A 23,977-nucleotide genomic window follows, 5' to 3' on the forward strand; every position below is an offset into this window, starting at 1 on the left:
TGGGCCCACGCGCGGCCGGCGAGCGTGCGTGTTTGCACACGAAGCGCCGCGGAAACGCTGCACGTTGCGCACGCTCGTGAGGGCGTCACCGTGCGCATCGGTCAATCACGACGCCTCGATTGTCAGGACGTGGCCGGCTCGGTGCGGTTTGATTGACGACTGTGTCGAACCACTTCACGGGCTTGAGCCTCGGTCCGCCGCTGGGCGATCAGCGGCTTGATCTCTGCGATCTGTACGCCTTTCAATCACCCGCCGACCCCACTCGGACCGTGCTGATCCTCAACGCGAATCCGAACGCAGACGCGCTGCACCCCGATGCCATCTACCGGCTTGCCATCGACAACGACGGTGACCTGCGCAACGACATTGCGTTCAGCTACGTCTTCTCGCCGCCGCAGAACGGTCGGCAGACCGTCGATGTCTTGCTGGCAAAGGGTGACGAGGCCGAGGAACCCGAAGCCGTCGGCGAGAAGATCTTCGACACCGTCGACGTTTCGTTCGGCAAGGCTCCCAACATCGCTCGATCAGACGGATTCACGTTCTTCGCCGGCGCGCGCAGCGACGCGTTCTTCTTCGACTTCGACGGCATCAAGAACCTGTTCGACACGTCGGGAGCCCGGAACTTCACCGCGCCTCACCTCGACGCGCTGGCCGGGAAATCGCCGTGGACCGGCGAGGATTCCAACGCAACGGCCAATGTCTTCTCGATGGTCCTGGAACTTCCGACCGCTTATCTGGGTGCGGATCCCGATATCCGGATCTGGGGACGATGCAGCCTGCGCCGCGACGGCGAACTCCAACATGTCGACCGGGCCGGCCATCCGTCGGTCAGCAGCTTCTTCAACACTGACGACACCAAGTTGGAGTACAACGCCGGCGAACCCATAGACGACCGGGAGCGGTGGATCGGCCAATTCATCCACCTCATGGGACACACTGGCGGCTACACCCGGGAAGAAGCCATCGCGGCGATCGACAACGAGGGCACCCTGCCCGACATGTTGACCTTCAACCCGTCCAAACCCGCCAAGTATCCCAACGGCCGGACCTTCACAGACGACGTAATCGACTACCGCCTGGCCTTCCTGACCAAGGGCGAGTGCCCGCCCAGCGGTTTGAGCCCTCACGCCGACACCCTGACCGAGTTTCCTTACCTCGGTCCGCCGCACTGAACCACCGGTGCAATGACGCGGCGGTCATCGACCTGCTATTCGGTGGCGCGGGGTACCTTCACAGCCGTCGAATAGCGGCCTACGCTTGACACCATGGACAGGCAAGTCCTGGTACGCGCGATCGCGCTGCTGGGCTCCTGGGCCGTCGGATTGCTTGTGGCGGCCTGGGTGGTGCCAGGCGTCTCGGTGACCCTGCCGGCCTTCCTCGTCGCCGTGGTGGTGTTCTCGGTGGGCCAAGCGCTCACGTCGTTGGTCCTCCTCAAGTTGCCGCACGACTACGCGTCGCTGCTCCTCGGCGGCGCAGGGTTGGCGTTGACCGTTCTCGGCTTGGCGGCCGCCGCCGCGCTGACCCAGGGGTTGAGCATCGACGGGTTCGCGTCATGGTTGGCCACGACGCTGGTGGTGTGGCTGGTGACGACAATCGGTGCCATCTGCCTGCCCGCGACGCTGGCCCGCAAGCCGGTCGGCGCAGCCTGACCCGGTCCGCAGATCTGTCCGACCAGGAGGGAGGGGCTCATGGGACATACGCATCACGATCCGACGGATCACCATCGGACCACACAACCCCATGCCGGAATCACGATGAAGGACAACTTCTACTGGCCCGGCTTGATCCTGCTGGCAGTGTCGGCCGCGGGGATGATGGCAACGGTCGCCGTGGCCGCATATGAACACTACGAGTGGCTCTACTCGACGGTGCTCATCGCCGTACTCGCAGCGGTTGCCGGTGCCATGTGGATCGTCGTCGAGAACCGCCGCGTGCTCAAGCTCGAAGAGCGTTGGGAGGCTGACCGACGCACGCCGACCGGCTGAGGACGGCTCCGGCGCTGCCGAGAGAGCCACGGTGATCACCCGCGACGTCACACCCCAGGTGGTGGCCGATCTCGCCACGACACCGCCGCGCACGGCGCTTTCCGCAGTCGTCGCCGACCAGCTGGTCTTGCTACCGGTGCGGGCACAGCTCGACGGTGTGGACCCGGCGCATGCGCCGCGAATCGTCGTGGTGCCGCCCGGTACGCCCGATCTGCGGGGTTGCGACGTCGTTCTGGTTTCCGACGACGGACCGCAGTGGTTCCGGTTGCGTTCTTTGACGATCAGGGGAACGGCCTCGGCGATCGGTGACGGCGCCTACCGGATCACCCCGCGCCGCGTCGTGGCCTGGGACTACGGCGCACTGCGCGACGACCCGGCGATCGCCGAAGCGATGCACCGGCACAACTCGAGCCGTTCTGTCACAACAGATTTGCCCCGACCCGTGCCAATGACCGATCGTGAGATCCTCGACGCGTCGCGCGTGATGATCCTGGCCAGCCGGTCAGCCAAGGGTACGGCGTTTGCGGTACCGCTGTGGTTCGTCGTGGACCGCGGCCACATCTGTGCTGGGACGTCGGCGTCGTCTTGGTCCGTGCGAAATGTGTCGGTGTGCCCGCAGGTAGCCGTGCTGTTCGGCGGCGAGCGTGGCTGCGGAGCCGAACGCATGCTGGTTCGTGGGCGCGCCCGCGCGGAAACCGGCATGCCGCCGCCGGCGATGCTGGCTCAGATCGCGGCGCGCTACTACCTGCACCCCCGGTTCCTCGTCGACGAGTTGCGACACCTACGGCTCTGGCGGCTGCGAGCGCGGTACTACGGCCAGGCGCACAGCGCCTACGTCGTCATCAGCCCGCAATCGGCGCTCGCGATGGATCTTGCATAGAGCCGAGGAAGGTTCAACCAGTCATCGACCATGAAGGCGTCACCGCGCGCGACGCTTAGTTCATGTCTCCCGCGGTGGTCGCGGTGTCGTCGCCGAACCACTTCTCTTTGATGAGGTTGTACGTCCCGTCTTCGCGCATACGGAACAGCGCTTGGTTGATCGGTTTGCGCAGTGGACTGTCGATCTTGGTGACGAAACCCTGATCCTCTTCATGGAAAATTGGTCCCGCCATCACCGCGACACCCTCGCCACGGTGGGCGACGTAGTAACGGAGAACCGGGGCGTCGAAGACCACGGCGTCGTACCCGTCCTCGCGCAACAGGTGGTAAGAGTCTTCGATGGTGTGGGTTTCGGTGGCATCGATGCCCATACCTCGCAGAAAAGTGGAGGCTGTTGTGCCTGCGACGGTGGCAACAGATTTGTCGTACAAGTCGGCCGGTCCTGTGATCTTGGCGTCCAGTTTGGCGACGGTCAACGTGGCGCTGAGGTTCGCCGAGTAATAGGCGATGAAGACGATGCCTGCAAACCCCCACAGGATCGCCAACGCCTTCGTGATAGTTTTCGTGGCCGAGGCGCTGTTCTTGCCCACCAATGAGCCGATGCCCCACCCAAACGACTGAACGATGCCGGGGAAGTAGGCGCGCGACACCACCGGCCTATCGCTACGGCGTTCAGTCAGCCAAAAGGCGTGTGCGGGAACGACACTGACGACTACCGCGGCGCTCAGCCAGATCAGCATCGTCCGAGAAAACAGTAGGTCGAGGTAGCCGCCCAAGCCGGGTATTGAGGGCCGGGTGTCGTGGACGGGCACGATGATCTGCAAGCCGGCGTCGAGCGTCGGATGGGAGAAGTCATAAGACTGCTCCCGCTGAGCCGTCAACGAAATGCCTCCGACGGCGACCTTGGCCCTCCCGTCGGCGACCGCCGCCAACTGGCCACCCACATCGTCGGTGTCGAGGTACTCGGTTGTCCAGCCCAGGCGTTTGGAGATCTCCTCCCACAAATCGATGCTGAAACCTGTCAACTCGCCGCTGCCGGTCGGCATGACGAATGGTTCCAGTGTGTGAACGGCGGCGGTCACCGACTGCTCCCCGGGCACGGGTTGTGGTTGGGGTGCGGGATCGGCGTAAGCGCTCGGGGCGGCACCGGGTACTACTCCAAGCAGGCATACCCAGAGCGCGGTCAAGGCCAGCAAATACCACCGCACACCCATGAGACGGTCGAACCTTCTTTCACTTTCACGGCTCTCGTCGACCATACAAGCGTCGTTCTCCTGGGCAGCCGCTCGGAGCCGTTCAGATCCATGGAATCCATGGAATCCCAAGCCGGCAGTCGACCGTGAACGTGTCACCGCGAGCGACGACCCGGTAGGGTTATGGCCCCGATGGTGGGCGGCACCACTGCTGCCCGCCGCCATGCCCCTCGGTGCGCGGTGGCCTGGGCCAGGCCCTCGAGACCGAAGTGCCGGTAGTCGGCTTCGGGTATTGGATAACGGGCGTTGTGGAAGGTCGGTGTCCAGGAGTCCTTGGTTCGCAACGTGTTCCAGTTGACGTGGGCGAAATGGAGGTGGGTGTTGACGACGACGTCCACCGTGGCTGGTCGAATCCCGTGACGCCTGATGACGCGAGGAGCTCATTCTGCAACTCGGACAGGACCGCCTTCCGCGGGCGCAACTTGCCATTGCCCGCGCCGCTTCCACTCCACCACATGCGTGGACATCGGCGGCGCCTAGCTAGCCGGATTTGGTCCACGGATCAAGGCTAGCCGGGTAGGGGATCAATCCGCAGATGTGCGCGGTCAACGCCCGCGAGCGTGCGCAAAGCGCTGAAAATATGCGGTGTGTCATGTTCAAACCCGCACGCTCGCGCAAAACTGATTACGGTTTGATGCGGATGTGGCCCGGGCTGTACAGACCGCTGTGCGTCGCCGTGCCGAAGTCCAGCGTGGCGGGGACCGAGTCGCGGGCGTCGGGGGTCAACTCGAACCGCCGCAGCGAGCCCCAGTCCCGCCCCCAGTCCTCCGACAGATACGTCGCCATCACATGTGCGCGCAACAACAGGTCCGTGATCCCGAGCAGCCCGCCGTTGAGGCCGTCCTGCCAGGTGTCGGTGTCCTTACGCTTGGCGTTGTAGTCAGGCGTGATGCGGAACTTCGGGATGTCGGTGACGCCGTTGGCGTGCAGCATCGGTTGCTGGCACGGGAACGCCAGGCCGACTGCCCAGTCCATCAGCACCGGCTGCTCCGAGCCGACGTACTCCTGCACCGACCGCAGTTCGGGCACCCGCGGCGGCGTCACCGCCACCCAGTCGCCCTGAGTCAGCGAAAGATCCTCGGCGACAACACGAACCGCGACCGCATCGGCCGGAATGTCCGTACGTGGGAACCGCAGGTTCCGCCACGACGGAATCGGCCCGAGGTCATAGGGCACCAGTCGCCCGGCGGGCACCAGCGCACCGTCGGGGCCGCGCAGCGCGTACTCCAACTCGACGGTCTCACCCTCGGTGCGTGCGTTGAACACGCTGTCGCCGGTGATGGTCCCCGCGGCGGTGATCACCACGAGCGGATGCGCGTCGTCGGGCGAGGGCAACTCGTACCATGCCGATGTCAGCCTGCTCTCCTGCTGTGGCTCGTCGACGTAGCTGCCTGCCAGCGGTACCCTCTGCGGGTCGAGCCCGTACGGCAACGGCACCGTCGAGCCGTTGACGCCGGGAGTCGTGAGCTTGATCGGCTGGTCCCAGTCGTAGTCGGTACCGGGCGTCGGCAGGTTGACCCGAATCGCCTCGGCCACAATCTTTTCCGGCACAGCACTGGAGGTGAAACCGACCGGGCCGACGCCGCCCAGCGGCCCCAGCGGCCCGTAGTCTCCGGGTAGCGGTGCCAGAAAACCGTCATTGGCATCCGGTTCGACGAGCACGTCATCGGCCAATCCGCAGCCGCCGGTGAAAGACCGCAGATTGGCCCACGCGTTCGAATACGTCGGGTACTGGCGGACCGCCCCGACGAGCATGGAGCCGACGAACACGACCACCATGAAGCCCGCGGCCACCGGAACGGGCGCGGCCGTGAGCGCCCGCGCGATCCGGCCCTCACCGCGGGTTCGTGACGAGAAGTGCAGCCAAGCCGCCCAAATCGCTGCGATCGCGAACAACACGAAGAAGACCGTGCTGATCGTGACTCCGCCGATCGCCGGCTTGTCGTTGTTGAACGGCACGCCGAAGCTGGAGACATACCACCAGCCGTTGGTGGTCGCGAAACACAGCGCCAGCACGAACAACACCGCGGCCAGGAACGCCATGCGGTTTCGGGACCACGCCAGCACCTTCGGCGAAACCAGCACCGTGGCCAGCGCCGCCATCGCGGCACCCACCGCGGCGAACAGACCGAAGTGATGCACCCACTTCGTCGGGGTGAACATCAGGAAGAACATCGTGCCGAGGATGATGCCCATCAACCGCCACGCCGGTCCGCGGGCGACACCGGGAACCCGCTTGCGCCGCAACATGATGAACATCGACGCGAACAACGACAGCGCGGTGATCAGGAACCCGAACCGCCGAGACAACGACCCGTCGACCGTGGGCAGGATCAGGTAGTAGTAGCGCAGGTTCTCGGTGTACCACTCCTGGTTAGGGCCGATAGCGGTGCGAATCCTGGTGGCTTCCAACACCGTCGCGATGGTCTGGTCGAAGAACACCACGGTCAGGATCACCGTACCCGCGGCGAGTAGAGGCAACACCAGTGGCCAGGTGCCGAGGACCTGTCGGCGGCGCACCAGAATCCTCAGCAGGGGGCGGCCGCCCGCGAGCAGCGCGGCCACCGCGATCAGGCCGGTCGGCTGGATACCGAGCGTGAACGACGCCGTCATGATCGCGAACGCGGCCGGGGTGAGCCGGCCCGAAATGATCGCCCGCTCGATCAGCACATAGGTGATCAGCGCACCGGTGGCGATCTGGCCCTCCGGCCGCAAGCCGTTGTTGAACGGCATCCACGCCGCCAGCAGTACCAGGCCCGCGGCCCACAGCGCGGGCTTGCTCGCCGCCACCGCGGGCCCCAACCGAGGCAGCACCTCGCGGGAAAGCAGCAGCCAGCACACGATTCCGCAGACCAGATCCGGCAGCCGCATCCAGATGCTGGCGTCGCTGACGCTGGTCATCATCGCCAGCAGGTTGTAGTACCAGCCGAACGGATCCTCGGGGCTGCCGAACCAGCGAAAGTAGTTCGACATGTAGCCGGCGTGCCCGGCCACCCGCGCCATGCCGAGGATGTAGCCGTCGTCCGAGGAGTTGGCGCCGATCACGTGCCAGACCACGAACCCTCCGACCACCACCACGTCGGTGGGGGTGAACGTGCGCCACCGCTGCGGGATCAGCCGCCGCATCCGCCTGCCGTCCATCCGGTCCAGGCGCCACAGCGCGAGCAGCGCGATCGCGGTCGACGCGATGGCCAGCACCATCGCGGCCAGCTTCAATGCCGTTGGCTCCGTGGTGAATCGGGTGTCGATCTCCGCGGACAGGCTCAACCCGGGCGGCGCGGGACCGGTCAGGTCGGTGAACACCCCGACGATCGCGGGTCGCAGGTTCGGATCCGCGAACCCGGTGTACTGCGGCTCGCCGTCCGGCTTCGACAGCCCGACGAACGTCGCGAAGGTCCCCTCCTCTGTCGAGGTGATCTCGATCCGCTGACAGTCGGGCCCAGCCACCCGCGCCCGAGGCACGCTCGCCACCACCACGTTCCGGTCGGTGATGTCGACACGCTGGCTGTTGACCGTGACGAACAGACCCTGCAATGCGGCCTGCTTACCGTCCTTCGGCGCGGTGCCCAACACCACCCCGCCGCGCGGCGGCATCGACCGGACGACGTCACACGGCACCGTCACCGACATCCGCACCGGCGTCTGGCTGATCAATGGCGCGGTGACGTTGGTCAATTGCTCCTGCTGCGGCCAATTCAGCGTTGCGGTGGTCTGTTCGACCGGTAGCAGCGGGGTCGCTACGGACAGCACGAAGCCGATGAGACCCGCGATCGCCGCCACCCAGCGCGCGCTTTTGACGTCGGAGCTCAGCGGTCGGCTCATGGCAGCGCCCTGATCGGTCCGTTGCGGCTCCAGCCGAACACCCGCGCGGTTCCTTGCTCGACAACCGCATCCGGGGCTTGCGACTCGGGCACCACACGGTCGTAGCGCTCGATCGAACCCCAGTCCCGGAACCAGTCGTCACGCAGGTACGTGGGCACAGTCGCGGTACGCAGCAACGCCTGGATGAACAGGAACGGCCCGCCGTCCTGAGCGGACATCCACTGGTTCGACGACACGACCACCTGCTTGAGGTTCGGGAGGATGCGGTACTCCGGGAGTTCGGCGATGCCGAGACGTTCGGAGAAGGGGCGCTGGCAGGGGAAGTTCGCGGCCGTGGCGATGTCCATCAGGACCGGCGTCTCCGAGCCGAGGAACTGCTGTGCGGTCTCCAACACCGGCACCCGCGGCGGGGTGAACGCGAACCACTGGTCGGTGGACAGGTTCGGGTCGTCGGCGACGATGCGGGCGACGTTCGCCTCCGGCGGCGCCGCCGCCAGCGGGAAACGCAGGTTGCGCCAGGCCTTGTGGGCGCCGGGTCCGACGTCGATCGGCTGCGCCTCGGCCAGCGGCAGGTAACTGCCGTCGGGACGGTGCACACCCCACTGCAGCTTCAGCGACTGACCGTAGTTGAACGAGCCGTCTTCCTCGTAGTACCAGATCGCGCCGGCCGCCGCGACGGTGACCAACGGCCGGTCCGGGGTCCGGGGCGGAAGTTGGTACCACGCCGAAGTGACCCTGGCCGCAAGGGTGTTCTCGTCGTAGCTGCCCATCACCGGTGTGCGCTGGGGGTCGAGACCGAACGGCAGGAAAACCTTCGACCCGTTCACTCCCTCGGGGCCGTAACCGCCGCCGGTGCCCGCCGCGAAACCGATGCCGATGTTCGGTTCGTTCGGCGAGCCGTCGGAGTTCACCGTGCCCGGGTTGGCGGTGATCGGTTCGGGTGGTTCGAGCGTGTCGCTGACGCCGTTGGGGGTGAAGCCCACCGGGTCCTCGCCTCCGAGCGGACCGTACTCGCCAAAGCGTTGCCCCGGAACCGGTTGCAGCATACCGGCATTCGTGTCCGCTTCGACGAGCACATCGTCGGCCATAGCGCAACTGGTATCGGAGAGCCCGGACGTCAGCGCCGAGAGGTTCGCCTTGGCGGTCGTGTAGACGGGGTAACGCTGCACGGCGCCCTTGGCCATGGAGCCGACCTCGAGTATCACCATGATCGTCGCCACCACCAGCAGCGGCGTCGATGCGAGCACGCGGTTGCGTTTGGTGTTGGCGACCTCGGTGTGCCCGGCGTAGTCCATCCGGAAGTGCAGCCACCCGGCGAGCAGACCGGTCACGATCGCCAGCGCGAGGAAGATGCCCGTCACCGGGATACCGGCGATCACCGGTTGCTTGTCGAACCACGGCACCCCGTAGTTTCCGACGTAGAACCAGCCGTTGATACCTGATGTCGCCCAGGCCAGTACGAACAGCAGCGCGGTGACGTACAACGCGAGGTTGCGGCGGCTGTGCAGCCCCACCCGGGAGAACGCGAACGCGGTCACCGCCCCGAGCGCGCCCGCCAGGGCGGCGAACGCGCCGAACTGCACGGCCCACTTGGTCGGCGTGAACGTCAGCAGCAGCAACCCGATGGCCGTCGACCCGAGCAGCCGCCAGACCGGGCCCCTGGCCATGCCGGGCACGCCGCCGCGCCGCAACAGCACCGCCAGCATCCCGAACAGGCAGAGCATCAGCACCAGTACCGCGAAGCGCCGGGTCAGCGACGAGTCCACGCTGTCCTCGACGGTGAGGAAGTAGTAGCGCAGGAACTCCTGGTACCACGCGATGGTCGGGCCGACGACGTACTTGATGCGGGCCGACTCGGCGACCGTCGCCAGCGTCTGGTCCCGGAACACCACCACGAAGATCAGCGCGAGCGCCGACAGCAGCGCGGCCACCGGGGCCAGGAGGCCGTCGACGGGACGCCGGGTCCGGACGGTGCGAACGATCGCACGGGCGCCCACCAGCAAGGGCGCGATCGCGATCAACCCTTGCGGAGCCAGCGTGACGCTGAACACGGCGACGACGATCGCCAGCGCTGCCGGCCACGTCCGCCGCGTCGCAACCGCGTTCTCGACGAGCACCCAGACGGCCACGGTGCCGAACGCGATCAGCGGTTCGGGTCGCAGTCCGTTGTTGAACGGCAGCCAGGCCGCCAGGAACACCGCGCCGGCCGTCCATACCGTCACCCGGTTGGCCGCCAGGCGGCGGCCGAGTCGGGGCAGCATGCAGCGGCTGACGATCAACCAGGCGCCGATCGCGGCCAGCGTCGCGGGCAGACGCATCCACACGCTCGCGGTGCTGATCGACGCGAGAGCGCCGAGCAGGGACTGGTACCAGTCGAACGGGGCCTCGGCGGCGCCGAAGAAGCGGTAGTAGTTCGCCGTGTAACCGGCGTCGGCGGAGACGCGCGCGATGGTCAGGTTGTAACCGTCATCGGACGACAGGGCGCCGATGACATGCCACAGCAGCAGGGTGCCGATGACTCCGGCATCGGCCACCCAGTGCCAGAACCCGGCGCGCCAGAACCCCGACAGGCCGCGCGGCACGCGCCGACCACTCCGACGGTCCAGCACCGCCAACGCCACGAGCGACGCGATCACGCATGCCACCCCGAGCACCATCACGGCGAGCTTGAGCGCGGTCGGCGAGGTGATGAAGCGGGTGTCGACGTCGATACGCGCCGACAGTCCCTGCTGTGGGGCCACCTCCATATCGGTGAAGATGCCCGCGACTTGCGGCTTCTCTTCTGCCGGCAGGATTCCCGCTGCGCCGGGCAGCCCGACGAAATCCGCGCCGGCCTGCCCGGGGTCGGCCCAGATGCGCAGCGCGCTGCACGCTCCGTCGGCGACCGCGGAGCGCGGTGCCACCGCCGCGACGGAGTCACGGAACGCCACGACCACGACGTCGGACGTGGCGCGCACGAACAGCCCGTTGCGGCTGGCATCGATTCCGCCCGGCGGAACCGTCGACAGCACCAGGCCACCGGCCGCGGGCAGGGTGGCGACGGCCTGGCAGGGAATGGAGATGTCGAGAGCCTGCGGCGCGCCGGAGACCAGCGGGGCGGTGATGTCGCTGACGAACCCGTCGGGTCCCGGTCCTTGCGGCCACAGGATCGTCGCGGTGGTCTGCTTGACCGGCAGCAGCGGCACCAGACCGCACAGCAGTATGCCGGCGATGCCCGCGACGACGGCGATCAGTCGCGCGAACCGGTCGGTCCGCTCATCCTCGTCGCGTGGCACGAGGGTCGATGGTAGGCGACGTGCGTGTGTGCGCCGCCGATGCGGGGCCGACACTTGCCCACTAACTGGTTCATCCCACGCAGCACGTGCGTGCAATCAACCGGTTAAGCCGTTATCCACAGCGGCGGTCGGACGGGATGGCCGTCGGGTCGTTGTCCGGTCACGCTTACCCGTGTGACTCGCTGGCGTCTCGGGCGTATCGATGACCTGACCTGGAGCCAGGAGGGAGTCGTTTCCCGCCGCCAGGTTCTGGTCGCCGGAGGCACCGATCGCGACATCGCCAGACTGGTGCGCAGACGCGAGTTGACACCGGTCTGTCGGGGCGTCTACGTGAACCACAGCGGGCGGCTCACACAAGCGCAGCGGCATTGGGTCGCGGTGCTGGCGTTCTGGCCGGCGGCGTTGGCTCACGCGTCGGCGCTGCCCGATCCGCCGACGACGGTCGTTCACGTCGCCGTCGACACAGCGCGCAATCTGCGGCCATTGCCACGAGTCGTGCTGCATCGGATGCCCGACTTCACCCGACGCGCCGAACTCGACCGCAGCCCACCGGCGATTCGCTTGGAGCACGCGCTGATCGACGTGGTCAGCGACGAGCTCCGCACGGACGATGTGGCGGCCGCATTCGCGGTGCTGGCGCGGGTGTGTGCCGACCGGCGGACGACTCCGCAGCGGGATCCTGCAGACGCTGGCGGGCCGTCAACGTGTTTGCGGCCGGCGCATGTTGCAGGCGATGCTCGACGATCTTGGTGACGGCGCATGTTCGGTGCTCGAGCGTGGCTACCTGCACCGGGTCGAGCGGGCCCACGGGTTGCCCCGCGGTGAGCGTCAGATCCGCAGCAGAGCGACAGGCCGGTCCACCTTCCAAGATGTGCGCTATCGCGGGCAGGGCGTCGTGGTCGAGCTCGACGGTCGCGCGTTTCATGATTCGCCGCACGATCGCGACCGCGATGCGCTGCGCGATCTGGCAGAACTGAGTCGCTCGGACCTGATCACCACGCGGGTGACCTACGGACTCGTCTTCGGCGATGCGTGCCGCACCGCCGCACTGATCGGCGGCTTGCTCCGTCGGCGGGGCTGGACAGGTCGGCTGCGAAGCTGCCCTGAGTGTCGTACCGCGAGCGCGTTAACCGGTTGATCGCACGCAGCAGGTGCGCGCAGTCAACCACCTAGCGCCACGGCGCTCAGGAAAGTCGCAGCGGTCCCGGGCTCCACAGCCCGCTGCGCGTTGCCGTGCCCAGATCCAGTCGAGCCTGCGCGGCGTTCGGGTACCAGGGCGTGAGCTGCTGCAGCGAGCCCCAGTCGCGGAACCAGTCGCCCTTGAGGTAGGTCGGCGTCGTGGTGGCTCGCACCAGCAGTTCGGTGATGCCGAGCGGCCCGCCGCCGAGGTAGTCCATCACCGGGGAGTTGGCCTCGGCGCCGAACCGATCGGGCAGGATCCGCCACTTCGGCACCTCGACGACGCCGTTCTGATGGGCGAAGGGCCGCTGGCAGGGGAACGCCAGGCCGACGAGCCAGTCCAGCAACACGGGGTCCTCCGAGCCGACGACCTCCTGCAGCGTGCGCAGCTGCGGGATGCGCGGCGGCGTCACCGCGATCCAGTGCTGCGGGTCGAGGTCGTCGTCGGAGGCCACCAGTCGGATCTGGGTGGCCTCGGGCGGAATCGCGGTCAGCGGAGTCCGCAGGTTGCGCCATGCGGGAGAGGCGCCGACGTCGCCGAACTCGATCGTGCCGCCCGGCTCGTCGTCGGCGGCCTGCGCGTCGGTGGCCCACTGCACGACGACCTCACCGGCATCGAAACGGCCGGCCGCCGAGACGACCAGCAGTGGGCCGGCGTTGTCCCGCGGCGGCAGGCGGTACCAGGCCGAGCGCAGCTGCGCCGGCTGTTGGGTGCCGGAGCGCCAACTGCCCAACACCGGCGTGCGGGCCGGGTCGAGGTGGTAGGGCAGCCGGGCCCGCGAGCCGTTGATGCCTGCGGCGGCCGTCGTGCCGCCCTCGGTGCCCCCCTTGCCCGCCTGGTCGTCGTCCGAATCGGTGTCGGCGAAGTTCGTTGAGGTGCCCTGTCCGCTCATCGCCTCGTCGGCCGAGACGTCGGTCGGAATGCCGTTGGGGCCGAACCCCTGCGCGGTGCCGGCGCCGAGCGCCTCGCCGACCGGCGTGTCGATGGGGGCCAGCATGCCGACGTTGGGGTCCTCCTCGACGAGCACATCCTCGGCCATCCCGCACGTCTTGCCGGCCAGCGCTTCGAGGTTGGAGCGCCCGACGCTCCATGCCGGGTACTGGTCGATCATGGCCAGGGTCAGCGACAGCACCTCGAATACCACCACCAGCCAGGTGGCAACGGCCAACGGCGACTGCATGATTCGCTGCCATCGACGCTGCGGGCCCGGTGGCGAGGAATCGCGTCCGGAGAAGTGGAACCACGCGGCGGCGAGCAGGGCCAGCAGGGACAGTCCGAGCAAAATCGTGCTGAAGCCCAACTTCCACTCCGGCATGGCATTCGACCAGGGCACGCCGAAGTTGGAGACGTACCACCAACCGTTGACGGTGGCGAACGACAGCGCCATCGCGAACAGCACCGCGGCGGCGAACACCGACCGGTTCCGGCGCGAGCGCATCGCGGTCGCGGTGACGGCGACCGCGGCCAGGGCGCCCAGCGAGCCGGCCAGGCCGGCGAACACGCCGAAGTGATGCGTCCACTTGGTGGGGGTGAACATCATCGCCAGGAACGAGATGACCGTGATGCCGATGATGCGGCGACTGGGGCCCAGGGCGGTCCCCGGAATCGTGAACTTGCGCAACGACATCGCCACCGCCACGGCCAGCGCCAGCAGCAACATGAGCACCGCGAAGCGCCGGGCGACCGAGCCGTCCGGGCTCAGGGTGAACAGCCGCTCGTAGCGGATGTGCTCGTCGAACCAGCTCAAGCTCGGCCCGACCGCGGATTTGAACGCGTTGGCCTGCAGTTCGGCCGCCAGCGTCTGGTCCCGGAAGATCAGGATGATCGTGACGGTGGCCGCGGCCAGGATCGGCGCCAGCAGCGCCAGATATCCGAACCGCGAAACATGGGCCGCGACAATGGTTTTCAACGGACCGACAGCGACAAGCAGCGCGCCGATGGCGGCGATACCGGTAGGGCCGGAGAACAGGGTGAGCGCACCGATGATGATCGCGATGGCCACCGGCAGCAGCCGGCTGGTGGCCACGCCGCGCTCCACCGCGCACCAGGTGAGCAGGATGCCGAGCGCGATGATCGGTTCGGGGCGAAGGCCGTTGTTCAGCGGCAGCCAGAACGCCAGGAACAGGCCTGCCGCCGTCCACGCCGCCGCGGGGGTGGACTTGACCGCATGGCCCAGGCGGGGGATCACCTCGCGGCTGATCAGCCACCAGCATGCGAGCGCCATCACCAGCGTCGGCAGGCGCATCCACACGCTGTTCGTGCTGACGTGCGCCCACAACGCGAGCAGGTCGTAGTACCAGCCGAACGGGGCCTCGGGGGTGCCGAACCACCGGTAGTAGTTGGCCATGTAGCCGGCGTGCTCGGACACCCGGGCCATGGTCAGGATGTACCCGTCGTCGGCGGTGTTGGCACCGACGAAGTGCCACCACACCAGCACCGCGGTGACCGCCCCGTCCAACGGAGTCAGCGACCACCACCGCCGCGGCAGAATGCGTTTGACCCGCCTGCCGTCGGCGGCGTCCAGCATGTGCAGCGCGCCGAGCGCGACGATCGTCATCGCCACCCCGATGATCATCGCGAGCGTCTTCAGCAGCGTCGGCGATGTGCTGTAGCGGGAGTCGAGGGTCGCGGAGAACTCCAGCCCCGGTGGCGCCGGACCGGACAGGTCGGTGAAGACCCCGACGATCTGGGGCCGGAAGTCGTAGCCGCCGCGTTCGCCGCGCAGCGGTAAACCGGGAGCCTCGGCCGGGATCGTGCCGGGACCCTGCATCAGGCCGACGAATTCGCCGGTCACCTTGTCGGCGTGGGCGGTGAAGGTCAGCCGCTGGCACTGCGGGCTGAGCACCTGATCCAGCGGGGCGCTGACCACCGGGGTGTTGCGCACGATGACCAGCAGGTCGTTGTTGACCCGCTCGATGAGCAGTCCGCGGTCGACGGCCTTGGGCGCCTGTTTGGGCACCGTGGACAGCAGCACGGTGCGCCCGCCGGTGTCCGGTCCGGCCAGCCCGGCGGCCGCGCGGCACGGCACGCTGATCTCCAGGTCGGTGGCGACGTAGCCGATGAGCGGGGCGTCCACGCTCTGTAGCACGCCGTTCTGCGGCCAGTTCAGCTGCGCGGTGGTCTGCGTCACCGGCATCAACGGGGTGGCAATCGCGAGCAGCGCGCCCAGCAACCCGGCGACGATGGCAATCAGCCGCACCGTCCGATGGTTGGACGCGACCCCGGCTTCACCGACCACGGGGTTCGATCCTAATTGGGCTGCCGAATCGCCAGCACGAACGGGCCGATGGTGGACACCTCGAAGCGCGGGTCGTCGAACAACGCCTCGTCCAGTGCGACGTGGTAACGCCGCACGTTCGGCTGGTTCGGGTAGACGTCGGAGGCCAGCCGCAGGGTGTAGGTGTCGTCGGCGCCTCCCGAACCAGCACGGCGCATCAGAAACACCGACGGCGGCTCCCACGGCAGCGCGTCGAGCGCCTCGATGAACTGGTCGGCGTCGGTGAGCGTGGCCCAGCCCTCGATCGCTTCGGCCCGCTTCTCGAACTGCGCGAGCGGGTTCGCGTAGTGCGACGTCAGCCCTTGGAAACCGTAGTAGGGGTAGTACGACAGGAAGCTGTAGTCGGCGGTCAGCACGACGGTCTCATCGCGCGGGCGGCCCGTCACCTCGGTGATCTTGGCGTCGATCTCGCGGTAGTAGCGCTCGGCCCCCGGCGGGCGGCGGTCGGCGCGCTGACCGTAGCCGTCGGTGTCGGTGTAGGCGACGACGATGTCGGACCGCAGCACGTCGGGAATGTCCTGGCTGTACGTCACCGCGCCGATCGCGCCCAGCGTCGCGGCCGCCGCGATCACCCGCCGCGCGTTCTCGGGGCGCACCCGCGCGGCGAGCGCGCGGGTGATGTCGATGAAGCCGAAGGCACCAGCCGCGGTCAGTAGCACGGTCAGCGCCGGATTCAGCCGGAACGACAACAAGGTGGTGCCCGCCAGCGTCGTCAGCATCGACAGCAGCGACCAGGCGTAGACGGCGAGCACCGCGATCGCGAGCGCACCCGCCCGGGTGGACGAGCGGGCGCGCCAGACCAGCCACAGTGTGCCGACCATGCACAGCGCCCCGAGCAAGGTGAAGTGCAGCATCGGGAACTCCAGCTGCGCACCGTCCGACGGCAGGTAGTGCTGCGCGGTTCCGGAGTCGGCGGGCTCGCCGGAGACTGCGGCGATCAGGTACGGCGCCCACCCGATCAGCGCGATGGCACCCGAGATCGCCGCGATGACCAGCAGCCGCACCAGCGGCTCGATCCGCTTGCGCGCCACCGTGAGCAGCACTCCCATGATCGCCAACGTGAACGCGGCGTAGGCGAACAGCAGCGTGTATGACAACGCGGCCCCGCCGAGGAAGAGACCGGCGCCGACGACCGCGGCCCACCCGCCGTTGCGACTGCCACCACGCAACCCCGACCACGCCAGCACGAAAACCGGCGGCAGCAGCACCACGATGATCGCGGCGTAGGGCTCGGCGGGGGAGTACGCGAGCGTGGCCGCGGCGGTGGCGGTGGTGACGACGAGCGCGTACTCGAAGCGGATCATGGCCGCCCACAACGCAAACGCCACCGCGATCGCGACTGTGATGGAGATGATCGCCCACGGTTTGAACATCTCCCACGCGGGTGTTCCGGTCAGCGCGGCGAGGCGACCCCCGATCCAGAACCAGCCCGGCGGATAGAACGGCGGCAGGCCCAGGTAGGTCATATCGTGCAGTGCGGCGCTGTCGGCGAGCCGGGTGAGGTACTCGGTGCGGAACTGCTGATCGACGGAGACGCCGTACAGGTAGAGCTTGGTCGCGCCGAGCGGCATCGCGAGCGTCACCACCGCGAACGCCGACAGGAAGAGCGTCGCGGAGGCCTCGGCGAGCAGCCGCCGGCCCCGCCGCCACACCAGACCGCTCGCCAATAGCCCTGCCAGGCAGGCGAATTGGCCGACTGTGGTCAGCGCATGGAGCTGATTCGACGAGTTGTAGGCGGGCCACTCCACCCGCGCGATCGCGGCCAGCGACACCACCGCCACGACGATCGCCACCGCGGCGGCCGCCGCCATCTGGCCGGCCACTGTCCAATGTCGCCGCCGGCGCGGCTCCCCGGCCAGCGTGCCGCGCATCAGATGGGAAGCTTGCGGAAGATCGGCCGCGGAATGTGGCGCAGCACCATCATCACGTACCGGAACGCTCCGGGCGCCCATACCAAATCCTTGCCTTTCGCAGCCGCCGTGACCGCCAGTTCGGCGACATACTCCTTGTCGACGGTGAACGGGGCCTCTTTCGCGCCGGTGGCCTTCCAGTGCTCGATCGTGGTCGTCGTGCGCACCTGCCCGGGCCGGATCACCAGCACCCGAACGCCGTAGTCCCGCAGCGCCTCACCCAAGCCGAGGTAGAAGCCGTCCAGGCCGGCCTTGGTGGAGCCGTAGACGAAGTTCGAGCGCCGGACCCGCTCACCGGCCGCCGAGCTCATCGCGATGATCTGTCCGAAGCCCTGCGCGCGCATCTTCTCACCGAGCAGCACACCGACCGAAACCGCTGCCGTGTAGTTGATCTGGGCGGCCTGGACGGCTTTGCGCTGGTCCTGCCAGAGCTCCTCGGCGTCGCCGAGCAGTCCGAACGCCACGATCGCCACATCTACGTCACCGCTGTCCCAGGCTTTGTCGACGACAGCGGGGTGACTCGCGGTGTCAGCGCCGTCGAAGTCGATCCACTCGACGGATTTGGCGCCCGCGGCCGTCATCGCGGCGATCGCCTCGCCTTTGCGGGGGTGGCCGGGCAGGTCCGCGAGGATGATCCGGGCGTGCGCGTTGCGCAAGTAGCGTTCGCATATCGCCAGCCCGATCTCGGAGGTGCCGCCGAGCAGCAGGATGGTCTGGGGGTTACCTACGGCGTCGAGAACCATTCAGAGCAACTCCAAGCGTCGGGCCATGTCGGATGCGAAGACGCCGTTCGGGTCGGCCTTGCGCCGCACGGCGATCCACTCGTCGATACGGGGATACATCTTGTGGAACCTTTCCGCGCTGACCCGGGAGTCCTTCGCGGTGTAGACGCGCCCGCCGAACTTCATGACCCGGTCGTCGAGTTCGTTGAGGAATTCGTTGATACCGGGCTTGTTCGGGAAGTCCATGGCGACGTTCCACCCGGCCATCGGGAAGCTCAGTGGCGCGCGGTTGCCCGGCCCGAACAGCTTGAACACGTTCAACGCCGAGTAGTGGCCGCGGGTCTGGATCCAGCGGATGATGGCCTTGAACTCCTCGAGCGCGTCGGGCGGTACCAGGAACTGATGCTGGGCGAAACCCGCTGGGCCATAAGCATTGTTCCACCCGCTGACGAGGTCCAGCATGTGGTAGAACTGCGACAGATTCATGATCTTGCCGCGGTAGGTTCCGCCGAGCCGGTAGTAGACCTCGCCGATCGCCATGAACGACCATTTGTTCATCGCGCTGACCGGGAAGACGTCCGGCACCGTCAACAGTTGGGGCGCATCGAATTTCAGCGGATTCTCGGCGAGCTTCGGGGGCAGCTGATCGAGTCTCGCGAGGCTGCCACGGCTGATCGCGGCACGGCCCAGTTTAGGCGGGGGGTTGATCAGATCGAACCAGGCACTGGAGTAGGTGTACCGGTCCTCGCTGCCGTCCAGGTGTGCGGCGACGGTCTCGTCGAGGCCCTTGGTGGCCACGCCGTCGGCGATGAAGTAGGCGGTTTCGGTGCGCGTCATCGCGATTCGGGCGCGCAGCACGATCCCGGTGAGGCCATTGCCCCCGACCGTCGCCCAGAACAGTTCGGCGTCCGGGCCGTCGGGTGTGGCGGTGTGCACCTCGCCGTCGGCCATCAGTAGATCCAGCGACAGCACGTGGTTGCCGAAGCTGCCCGCGCTGTGGTGGTTCTTGCCGTGGATGTCGGAGGCGATCGCTCCGCCGACGGTGACCTGCCGGGTGCCGGGCAGCACCGGGACCCACAACCCGAAGGGCAGGGCCGCCTTCATCAACTGGTCCAGGCTGACGCCCGCGTCGACGTCGGCCACCGCCGAATCGGCGCTGATCGAGTGGATCTTGTTCAACGCGGTCATGTCCACGACCAGACCACCGCCGTTGCACGCCTGGTCACCATAGGACCGGCCGAGCCCGCGCGCGAGCACGCCGCGGCGCCCGAACGCGGGGCCGGACGCGCTTCGGTCGGCGGCCTCGCGCACCGCCTGTGCGATCAGTTCGACGTCCGGTGTGCTCAGCACCTGCGCGACGGATGGTGCGGTGCGGCCGAAGCCGGTCAGGGCACGCGAGGTCGTGGGCAGGTTCTCGGACATCGAAACGAGGGTACCGTGCACCGGTCCCGGTTCGGTGAGCAGCGAAATCAGTGCGTTCGGCGGTTGTGGCGGTGCGTTACGGTTTTCACGCGAGATAAGGGGCCGGGTCGTTGATCACCGGCTCCATCGGCTGCCGACGCAGGACACGGCGCCATGAGCCGGGTCGCCGGTGAGGCGACAGCACGGCCCGTTACGACTGAAGACGGAAGATCACCATCCGCTGCACGACGAAGTTGATGACCGTCGCGGTGCCCTGGGCGATGACGAACGCGACCGGCACCCGCCACGGCTTGTCCTCCCACGCCGTATAGAACACGTAATTGATGCCGACCTGAGCTGCGTAGGTCACCGCGTAGAGCGCACACACCGCGATGAACCGCGCGGCGCTCGGCGGCGCCTGAAAGGTCCATCGGCGGTTGATCAGATAGGCCGTGGTGGTGCCGGCGATGAAGCTGAGGGTCTTGGCCACGTTGACGTGCAGACCCGCGGCGAGCATCGCGACGTAGAGCCCGAAGTCGACGATGGCCGAGAAGCCGCCGGTGACGATGAACCGCCACACCTGGGTGCCCAGGGTCAGGCTGGGCTGCATCGGGGGCTCGGCCACCCGGGCAGCTTACGGCGCAGCGCTGTCGGCGTGGCGCTCAGCGCGGCCTTGGCCGCTAGGTTTGCAGGTGTGCGGACCCGGTCCGGTGCGGAGATCGTCGTCGACGGAGACGTCGTCTACAAGCTGCATCGGCCCGGAACCGACCCGCGCGCACTGACGGTACGACTGGGTGTCGCCGCCCGGTCGACGGCCCTGCTCTCGCCGCTTCTGCCCGTCCCGGAGCCAGTCGAAGGACGGTGGCGAAGCCGATGGCCGTGGGTGGAAACCCTTGCACCACAACCGGGATCCGTGCCGTGGTCCGAGTCCGGGCGGCTGCTGGCCCGGCTGCACTCCGAATCGTGGCCGCCTCGGGTGCCCGCGCATGGCTGGCCGCAGCGGATGCGACGGGCGGTGGACGCGCTGCGCTCGAACGGTGACCCCGCGGTGCGGCGTGCCGCGGCCGGTCTTCCGGATGCGGTGTGGCGGTCCGGCTCACCGAACCGTCCGCTGACGTTGGTGCACGGGGACTGGCATCTCGGCCAACTCGGTCGCGAACATGCCGAAGCCCCGTGGGTGCTCATCGACGTCGACGATCTGGGAGTCGGCGATCCGGCGTGGGACCTGGCACGGCCGGCCGGATTCTGGGCCGCCGGGCTGATCCCCGACGACGACTGGGCTCGCTTCGTCGACGCCTACCGCGCCGCGGGCGGACCCGCCCTGCCGGACGGCGACCCCTGGCCGGTGCTCGACACGTTCGCCCGGGCGGCCGTCGTACAGGCTGCGGCCCACCATCCCGGCGACGAGCTACTGCTGGGGGCCTGCGCGCGAATGCTCTAGCTGGAGAAGAACAGCCGGCCGAACCCCTGCTTGCGGTAGTACTTGTTGCCGCGGTGCCCCCAGCCCGGACCGTAGCCGTAGCCCGGCTGTGCGGGCGGGGGCGGCGGGGCCTGCACGAACCGGTTCTCCATCTCGGTGAGCGACTCGAGCTCGCCGAAGTCGAGGAAGATCCCCCGGCAGGTGTCGCACTGCTCGAGGTGGATGCCGTTGCGGTCGTAGGTGCGCATCGAGCCCGCGCACTTCGGGCACGTCAGTGTGCCGGCGGCGCCGGACGGTGTAGAGGGCGGCTGGTATGGCGGGATGCTCATTTCCGGATAACGGTTGCCGGGGGCGGTGAGGTTCCGCGTCCAGTAGGAAGGCCGGCCAATCCTGCCTAGCCGCCGGTGATGCCGATGTTCGGATCCTGTGGCATGCCAGTCGACGGGTTGACCCCGGGTGGGAAAGGTCCTTCGAAACCTGGCAGATTCGCAGGAGGCTTCCAGCCCGGTGGCGGCGACCCCGGCGGTGGTGATGACGGTGGCGGTAGTGGCGCTGATCCCCCGCTGCGGCTCAGTGTGAAACTCATTGGAGGAGGATTGCAGTGGGGATTGGGCGCCGCCCAGTAACTACCGGTGAGTGAAACCGGGTCAACGGAAAAAGTGACATCGCCGTCGTGCCATTGGAGGAAGCAGTGGTAGGCGCGAGTGATGAACGTCGTGCCGACCCATCGACCGCCGGTCATCGTGAGGTCGCCGCTCCACCCGCCAGCGGTTGTGAAGTGCGCCCGGCAGCCCTCGGTTTCACAATCAGAAGACACGGTCCATAACGTGGTTTGGCCGTCCGCCGATTGCGCGAAATATGTGCCGTCGAAATTCGAAGTGTCAGCCAAAGCGGCTGGGGGACAAGCGATCGCAGCGGCGATCGCGGCCGCATACATCGCACCAAACGTAGCCGAACCCGGTTTCATGACCGTCTCCCCCATCTGTTATGGCCCCGCGAAAAATCCTAGGACAGGCGCAGGTACGAGGGTTAGGGACTTTGGTCACGCTTGTCACCGAACAGACGCACCGAAGCGTCGCCTGGGCAACGTAACTCCGTCAGACCCAGTACGGGACGCGGGCGCGGTACTGGCGCATCGCGAAGGCCGCGAGAATCCAGCCGATCGCCGTCAACACGATCACCACCAGCCAATGGCGCAGTTCCTGGTCGGCGCCAAGCAACGGGGCCCGCACGATGTCGAGATAGTGCAGCAGCGGGTTGAGTTCGATGATTTTGGCGTACGAGCCCGCGCCCTGCTGCTGCAGGGTCGACTCGTTCCAGATGATCGGCGTCATGAAGAACAACAGCTGTACCAGGCTGACCAGCAGCGGGCTGATGTCGCGGTAGCGGGTGGCCAGGATACCGAAGCACAACGACACCCAGATGCAGTTCAGCACGATCAGTCCCAGCGCTGGGATGACCGCCAGATCCGTCCACTTCCACGGCTTGGGATAGATGATCGCGATGATCACGAAAATGATCATGTTGTGGCCGAACAGGATGATCTGCCGCCACACCAGTCGATACACGTGCACCGACAGCGGCGTGGGCAACTGCTTGATCAGCCCTTCGTTGGCGACGAACACGTCGGCGCCCTCCAGAATCGCTGCGTTGATCAGGTTCCAGATGATCAACCCGAGCGTGACGTACGGAAGGTGTTCGGCCAGTTCGAGATTGAACAGCTTCGAATAGAGCAGGCCCATGGCGACCGCGGTGGCACCGGTGGCGATCGTGATCCAGAACGGGCCGAGCACCGAGCGGCGGTAGCGCTGTTTGATGTCTTGCCAGCCGAGGTGCAGCCACAGTTCGTGCTTGCCGAAGCCGTCGACGAGGTCGCCCCATGCCCGTCCCATCGTCTTCGACTGCCCGGCGGCGTCGGTGAAGGTCACTGTGCAAGCCTCCCGAACCTCTCCTTACGGCCCATGCGCCGCAATCGGATCCACTCCATGAGCCCGGCGGGATCACGGCGCGACACCAGGAAGAACCAACCGAAGCGCGCCCACTCCTGAAACCGCAGCCGCCGCAATCCTGGTTGGGACAGCAGATAGCCGCGGTTCCGGTAGGTATAGAAACGTTTGGCAGCGCTTTCCGGATACTGGGTGTGCATCCGGCCCCCGAAGATGGGTTTGAACTCGTCGCCGCCCTGCGGGTGCAGGTACACCGCGTTCAGACAGGTGCCGAACGGCAGGCCGGAGCGCACCAGCCTGCGGTGTAGCTCGGTCTCGTCGCCGCGCACGAACAACCGCAGGTCCGGTACGCCGATCGCGTCCAACGTAGCCGCCGCGAACAAGGCCCCGTTGAACAGCGAGGCGATGCCCGGCAGTAGGTCTGCGCCGGATTCGGTGCGCAACTCGTCGGCGCGGCGCCGCCACACGAGGCCCCGGCGCAGTGGAAACGCCAGTCGCCCAGGGTCGTTCATATCGCACACCATCGGCGACACCTCCGCCAGATGGTGGCGGGTGGCGCATTCGAGAAGGGTGCTCAGTACTTCGGAGTCGGCGGGTCGCCCGTCGTCGTCGGCCAGCCAAACCCAGCCCGCACCCAGGGCCAGGGCATGCAGCATGCCCAACGCGAAACCGCCTGCGCCACCGAGGTTTCGCCGGGAGCCCAGATACGTGGTCGGGACGGGCTGGCCGGACACCAGCTCGGCGACGCGCGAGTCGTTGTCGTTGTCGACGACGATCAGATGGTCGGGCACGCGGGTTTGAGCCGACACCGCCTCCAGCGATTTGGCCAGTTCGTCGGGCCGCCGGTGGGTGACCACCACCGCGCAGACGGTCTTCTGCTCTTCGCGCGAGCGGCTCATCGCGTGCC

At 67.5% G+C, this 23,977-nt stretch carries 19 protein-coding genes; 7 read left to right on the top strand and 12 right to left on the bottom strand.

All coding sequences use genetic code 11. The features are described from left to right. The first annotated feature begins 161 nt into the window (after nt 1-161). The 4 genes from QGN32_RS12810 to QGN32_RS12825 all read left to right on the top strand — a co-directional run bounded on the left by QGN32_RS12810 (nt 162) and on the right by QGN32_RS12825 (nt 2,865). Nucleotides 162-1,172: a DUF4331 family protein gene (locus QGN32_RS12810; protein ID WP_326549048.1), complete on the top strand. Its 1,011-nt coding sequence runs from the start codon at nt 162-164 to the stop codon at nt 1,170-1,172. Nucleotides 1,173-1,265: 93 nt separating this feature from the next. Then, nucleotides 1,266-1,649 (top strand): phage holin family protein, encoded by a 384-nt coding sequence (locus QGN32_RS12815; RefSeq protein ID WP_326544777.1) that lies wholly within the window; start codon nt 1,266-1,268, stop codon nt 1,647-1,649. A gap of 39 nt (nt 1,650-1,688) precedes the next feature. Further along, on the top strand, nt 1,689-1,985 hold the full coding sequence (gene usfY / locus QGN32_RS12820; RefSeq protein ID WP_326544778.1) for a protein UsfY: 297 nt from the start codon (nt 1,689-1,691) through the stop codon (nt 1,983-1,985). A gap of 31 nt (nt 1,986-2,016) precedes the next feature. Then, complete coding sequence (locus QGN32_RS12825) at nt 2,017-2,865, top strand: pyridoxamine 5'-phosphate oxidase family protein (protein ID WP_326544779.1); 849 nt, start codon at nt 2,017-2,019, stop codon at nt 2,863-2,865. Between the two features lie 55 nt (nt 2,866-2,920). Here QGN32_RS12825 and QGN32_RS12830 read toward each other — a convergent pair whose 3' ends face one another. The 4 genes from QGN32_RS12830 to QGN32_RS12845 form a co-directional block, all read right to left on the bottom strand. Further along, nucleotides 2,921-3,946 (bottom strand): transporter substrate-binding domain-containing protein, encoded by a 1,026-nt coding sequence (locus tag QGN32_RS12830; RefSeq protein WP_326544780.1) that lies wholly within the window; start codon nt 3,944-3,946, stop codon nt 2,921-2,923. Nucleotides 3,947-4,212: 266 nt separating this feature from the next. Next, nucleotides 4,213-4,455, bottom strand: a complete 243-nt coding sequence (locus QGN32_RS12835) for a hypothetical protein (protein ID WP_326544781.1) — start codon at nt 4,453-4,455, stop codon at nt 4,213-4,215. Nucleotides 4,456-4,741: 286 nt separating this feature from the next. Further along, nucleotides 4,742-7,939, bottom strand: coding sequence for an arabinosyltransferase domain-containing protein (locus tag QGN32_RS12840; protein WP_326544782.1), 3,198 nt, complete (start codon nt 7,937-7,939; stop codon nt 4,742-4,744). Next, nucleotides 7,936-11,214 carry an arabinosyltransferase domain-containing protein gene (locus QGN32_RS12845; RefSeq protein WP_326544783.1) on the bottom strand — a complete coding sequence of 1,093 codons (3,279 nt, stop codon included), beginning with the start codon at nt 11,212-11,214 and terminating at the stop codon, nt 7,936-7,938. The genes QGN32_RS12840 and QGN32_RS12845 overlap by 4 nt, the downstream gene beginning before the upstream one ends. Before the next feature lie 174 nt (nt 11,215-11,388). Here QGN32_RS12845 and QGN32_RS12850 point away from each other — a divergent pair, with 174 nt between their 5' ends. Together QGN32_RS12850 and QGN32_RS12855 are read left to right on the top strand one after the other, a co-directional pair. Further along, nucleotides 11,389-11,967, top strand: coding sequence for a type IV toxin-antitoxin system AbiEi family antitoxin domain-containing protein (locus tag QGN32_RS12850; RefSeq protein ID WP_326544784.1), 579 nt, complete (start codon nt 11,389-11,391; stop codon nt 11,965-11,967). Then, nucleotides 11,948-12,352, top strand: coding sequence for a putative endonuclease domain-containing protein (locus tag QGN32_RS12855; protein WP_326544785.1), 405 nt, complete (start codon nt 11,948-11,950; stop codon nt 12,350-12,352). The genes QGN32_RS12850 and QGN32_RS12855 overlap by 20 nt, the downstream gene beginning before the upstream one ends. A gap of 46 nt (nt 12,353-12,398) precedes the next feature. On the opposite strand, the gene QGN32_RS12860 is transcribed toward QGN32_RS12855, so the two are convergent. The 5 genes from QGN32_RS12860 to QGN32_RS12880 all read right to left on the bottom strand — a co-directional run bounded on the left by QGN32_RS12860 (nt 12,399) and on the right by QGN32_RS12880 (nt 20,314). After that, on the bottom strand, nt 12,399-15,632 hold the full coding sequence (locus tag QGN32_RS12860; RefSeq protein ID WP_326544786.1) for an arabinosyltransferase domain-containing protein: 3,234 nt from the start codon (nt 15,630-15,632) through the stop codon (nt 12,399-12,401). An 11-nt stretch (nt 15,633-15,643) separates the two neighbouring features. Further along, the gene (locus tag QGN32_RS12865) at nt 15,644-17,542 is read right to left on the bottom strand and encodes a galactan 5-O-arabinofuranosyltransferase (protein WP_326544787.1); all 1,899 of its coding nucleotides are present in this window, start codon (nt 17,540-17,542) and stop codon (nt 15,644-15,646) included. After that, the gene (gene dprE2, locus QGN32_RS12870) at nt 17,542-18,324 is read right to left on the bottom strand and encodes a decaprenylphospho-beta-D-erythro-pentofuranosid-2-ulose 2-reductase (RefSeq protein ID WP_326544788.1); all 783 of its coding nucleotides are present in this window, start codon (nt 18,322-18,324) and stop codon (nt 17,542-17,544) included. Before dprE2 ends, QGN32_RS12865 begins: the two co-directional genes overlap by 1 nt. Further along, complete coding sequence (gene dprE1 / locus QGN32_RS12875) at nt 18,325-19,725, bottom strand: decaprenylphosphoryl-beta-D-ribose oxidase (RefSeq protein WP_326544789.1); 1,401 nt, start codon at nt 19,723-19,725, stop codon at nt 18,325-18,327. It abuts the gene before it with no gap. 190 nt (nt 19,726-19,915) lie between these two features. Next, nucleotides 19,916-20,314, bottom strand: coding sequence for a GtrA family protein (locus tag QGN32_RS12880; protein ID WP_326549049.1), 399 nt, complete (start codon nt 20,312-20,314; stop codon nt 19,916-19,918). 84 nt (nt 20,315-20,398) lie between these two features. Here QGN32_RS12880 and QGN32_RS12885 point away from each other — a divergent pair, with 84 nt between their 5' ends. Next, nucleotides 20,399-21,145, top strand: coding sequence for a phosphotransferase family protein (locus QGN32_RS12885; RefSeq protein ID WP_326544790.1), 747 nt, complete (start codon nt 20,399-20,401; stop codon nt 21,143-21,145). On the opposite strand, the gene QGN32_RS12890 is transcribed toward QGN32_RS12885, so the two are convergent. The 3 genes from QGN32_RS12890 to glfT1 form a co-directional block, all read right to left on the bottom strand. Further along, a complete protein-coding gene (locus tag QGN32_RS12890) occupies nt 21,142-21,453 on the bottom strand; it encodes a TFIIB-type zinc ribbon-containing protein (protein WP_326544791.1) in 312 nt (103 codons plus the stop codon). The two genes, QGN32_RS12885 and QGN32_RS12890, sit on opposite strands and share 4 nt — an antisense overlap. A gap of 768 nt (nt 21,454-22,221) precedes the next feature. Then, nucleotides 22,222-23,052 (bottom strand): galactan export ABC transporter permease subunit Wzm/RfbD, encoded by an 831-nt coding sequence (gene wzm / locus QGN32_RS12895; protein ID WP_326544792.1) that lies wholly within the window; start codon nt 23,050-23,052, stop codon nt 22,222-22,224. Then, on the bottom strand, nt 23,049-23,969 hold the full coding sequence (glfT1, locus tag QGN32_RS12900; RefSeq protein ID WP_326544793.1) for a galactofuranosyltransferase GlfT1: 921 nt from the start codon (nt 23,967-23,969) through the stop codon (nt 23,049-23,051). The genes wzm and glfT1 overlap by 4 nt, the downstream gene beginning before the upstream one ends. Nucleotides 23,970-23,977: the final 8 nt, after the last annotated feature.

Source organism: Mycolicibacterium sp. ND9-15 (assembly GCF_035918395.1).
In the GTDB taxonomy this organism is placed as follows: domain Bacteria; phylum Actinomycetota; class Actinomycetes; order Mycobacteriales; family Mycobacteriaceae; genus Mycobacterium.

Coding starts and splice junctions, on each gene's coding strand:
- QGN32_RS12855 (WP_326544785.1), top strand. CDS start 11,948: ATGCTCGACGATCTTGGTGACGGCGCATGTTCGGTGCTCGAGCGTGGC.
- dprE1 (WP_326544789.1), bottom strand. CDS start 19,725: ATGTCCGAGAACCTGCCCACGACCTCGCGTGCCCTGACCGGCTTCGGC.
- QGN32_RS12865 (WP_326544787.1), bottom strand. CDS start 17,542: ATGCGCGGCACGCTGGCCGGGGAGCCGCGCCGGCGGCGACATTGGACA.
- dprE2 (WP_326544788.1), bottom strand. CDS start 18,324: ATGGTTCTCGACGCCGTAGGTAACCCCCAGACCATCCTGCTGCTCGGC.
- glfT1 (WP_326544793.1), bottom strand. CDS start 23,969: ATGAGCCGCTCGCGCGAAGAGCAGAAGACCGTCTGCGCGGTGGTGGTC.
- usfY (WP_326544778.1), top strand. CDS start 1,689: ATGGGACATACGCATCACGATCCGACGGATCACCATCGGACCACACAA.
- QGN32_RS12815 (WP_326544777.1), top strand. CDS start 1,266: ATGGACAGGCAAGTCCTGGTACGCGCGATCGCGCTGCTGGGCTCCTGG.
- QGN32_RS12890 (WP_326544791.1), bottom strand. CDS start 21,453: ATGAGCATCCCGCCATACCAGCCGCCCTCTACACCGTCCGGCGCCGCC.
- QGN32_RS12880 (WP_326549049.1), bottom strand. CDS start 20,314: ATGCAGCCCAGCCTGACCCTGGGCACCCAGGTGTGGCGGTTCATCGTC.
- QGN32_RS12840 (WP_326544782.1), bottom strand. CDS start 7,939: ATGAGCCGACCGCTGAGCTCCGACGTCAAAAGCGCGCGCTGGGTGGCG.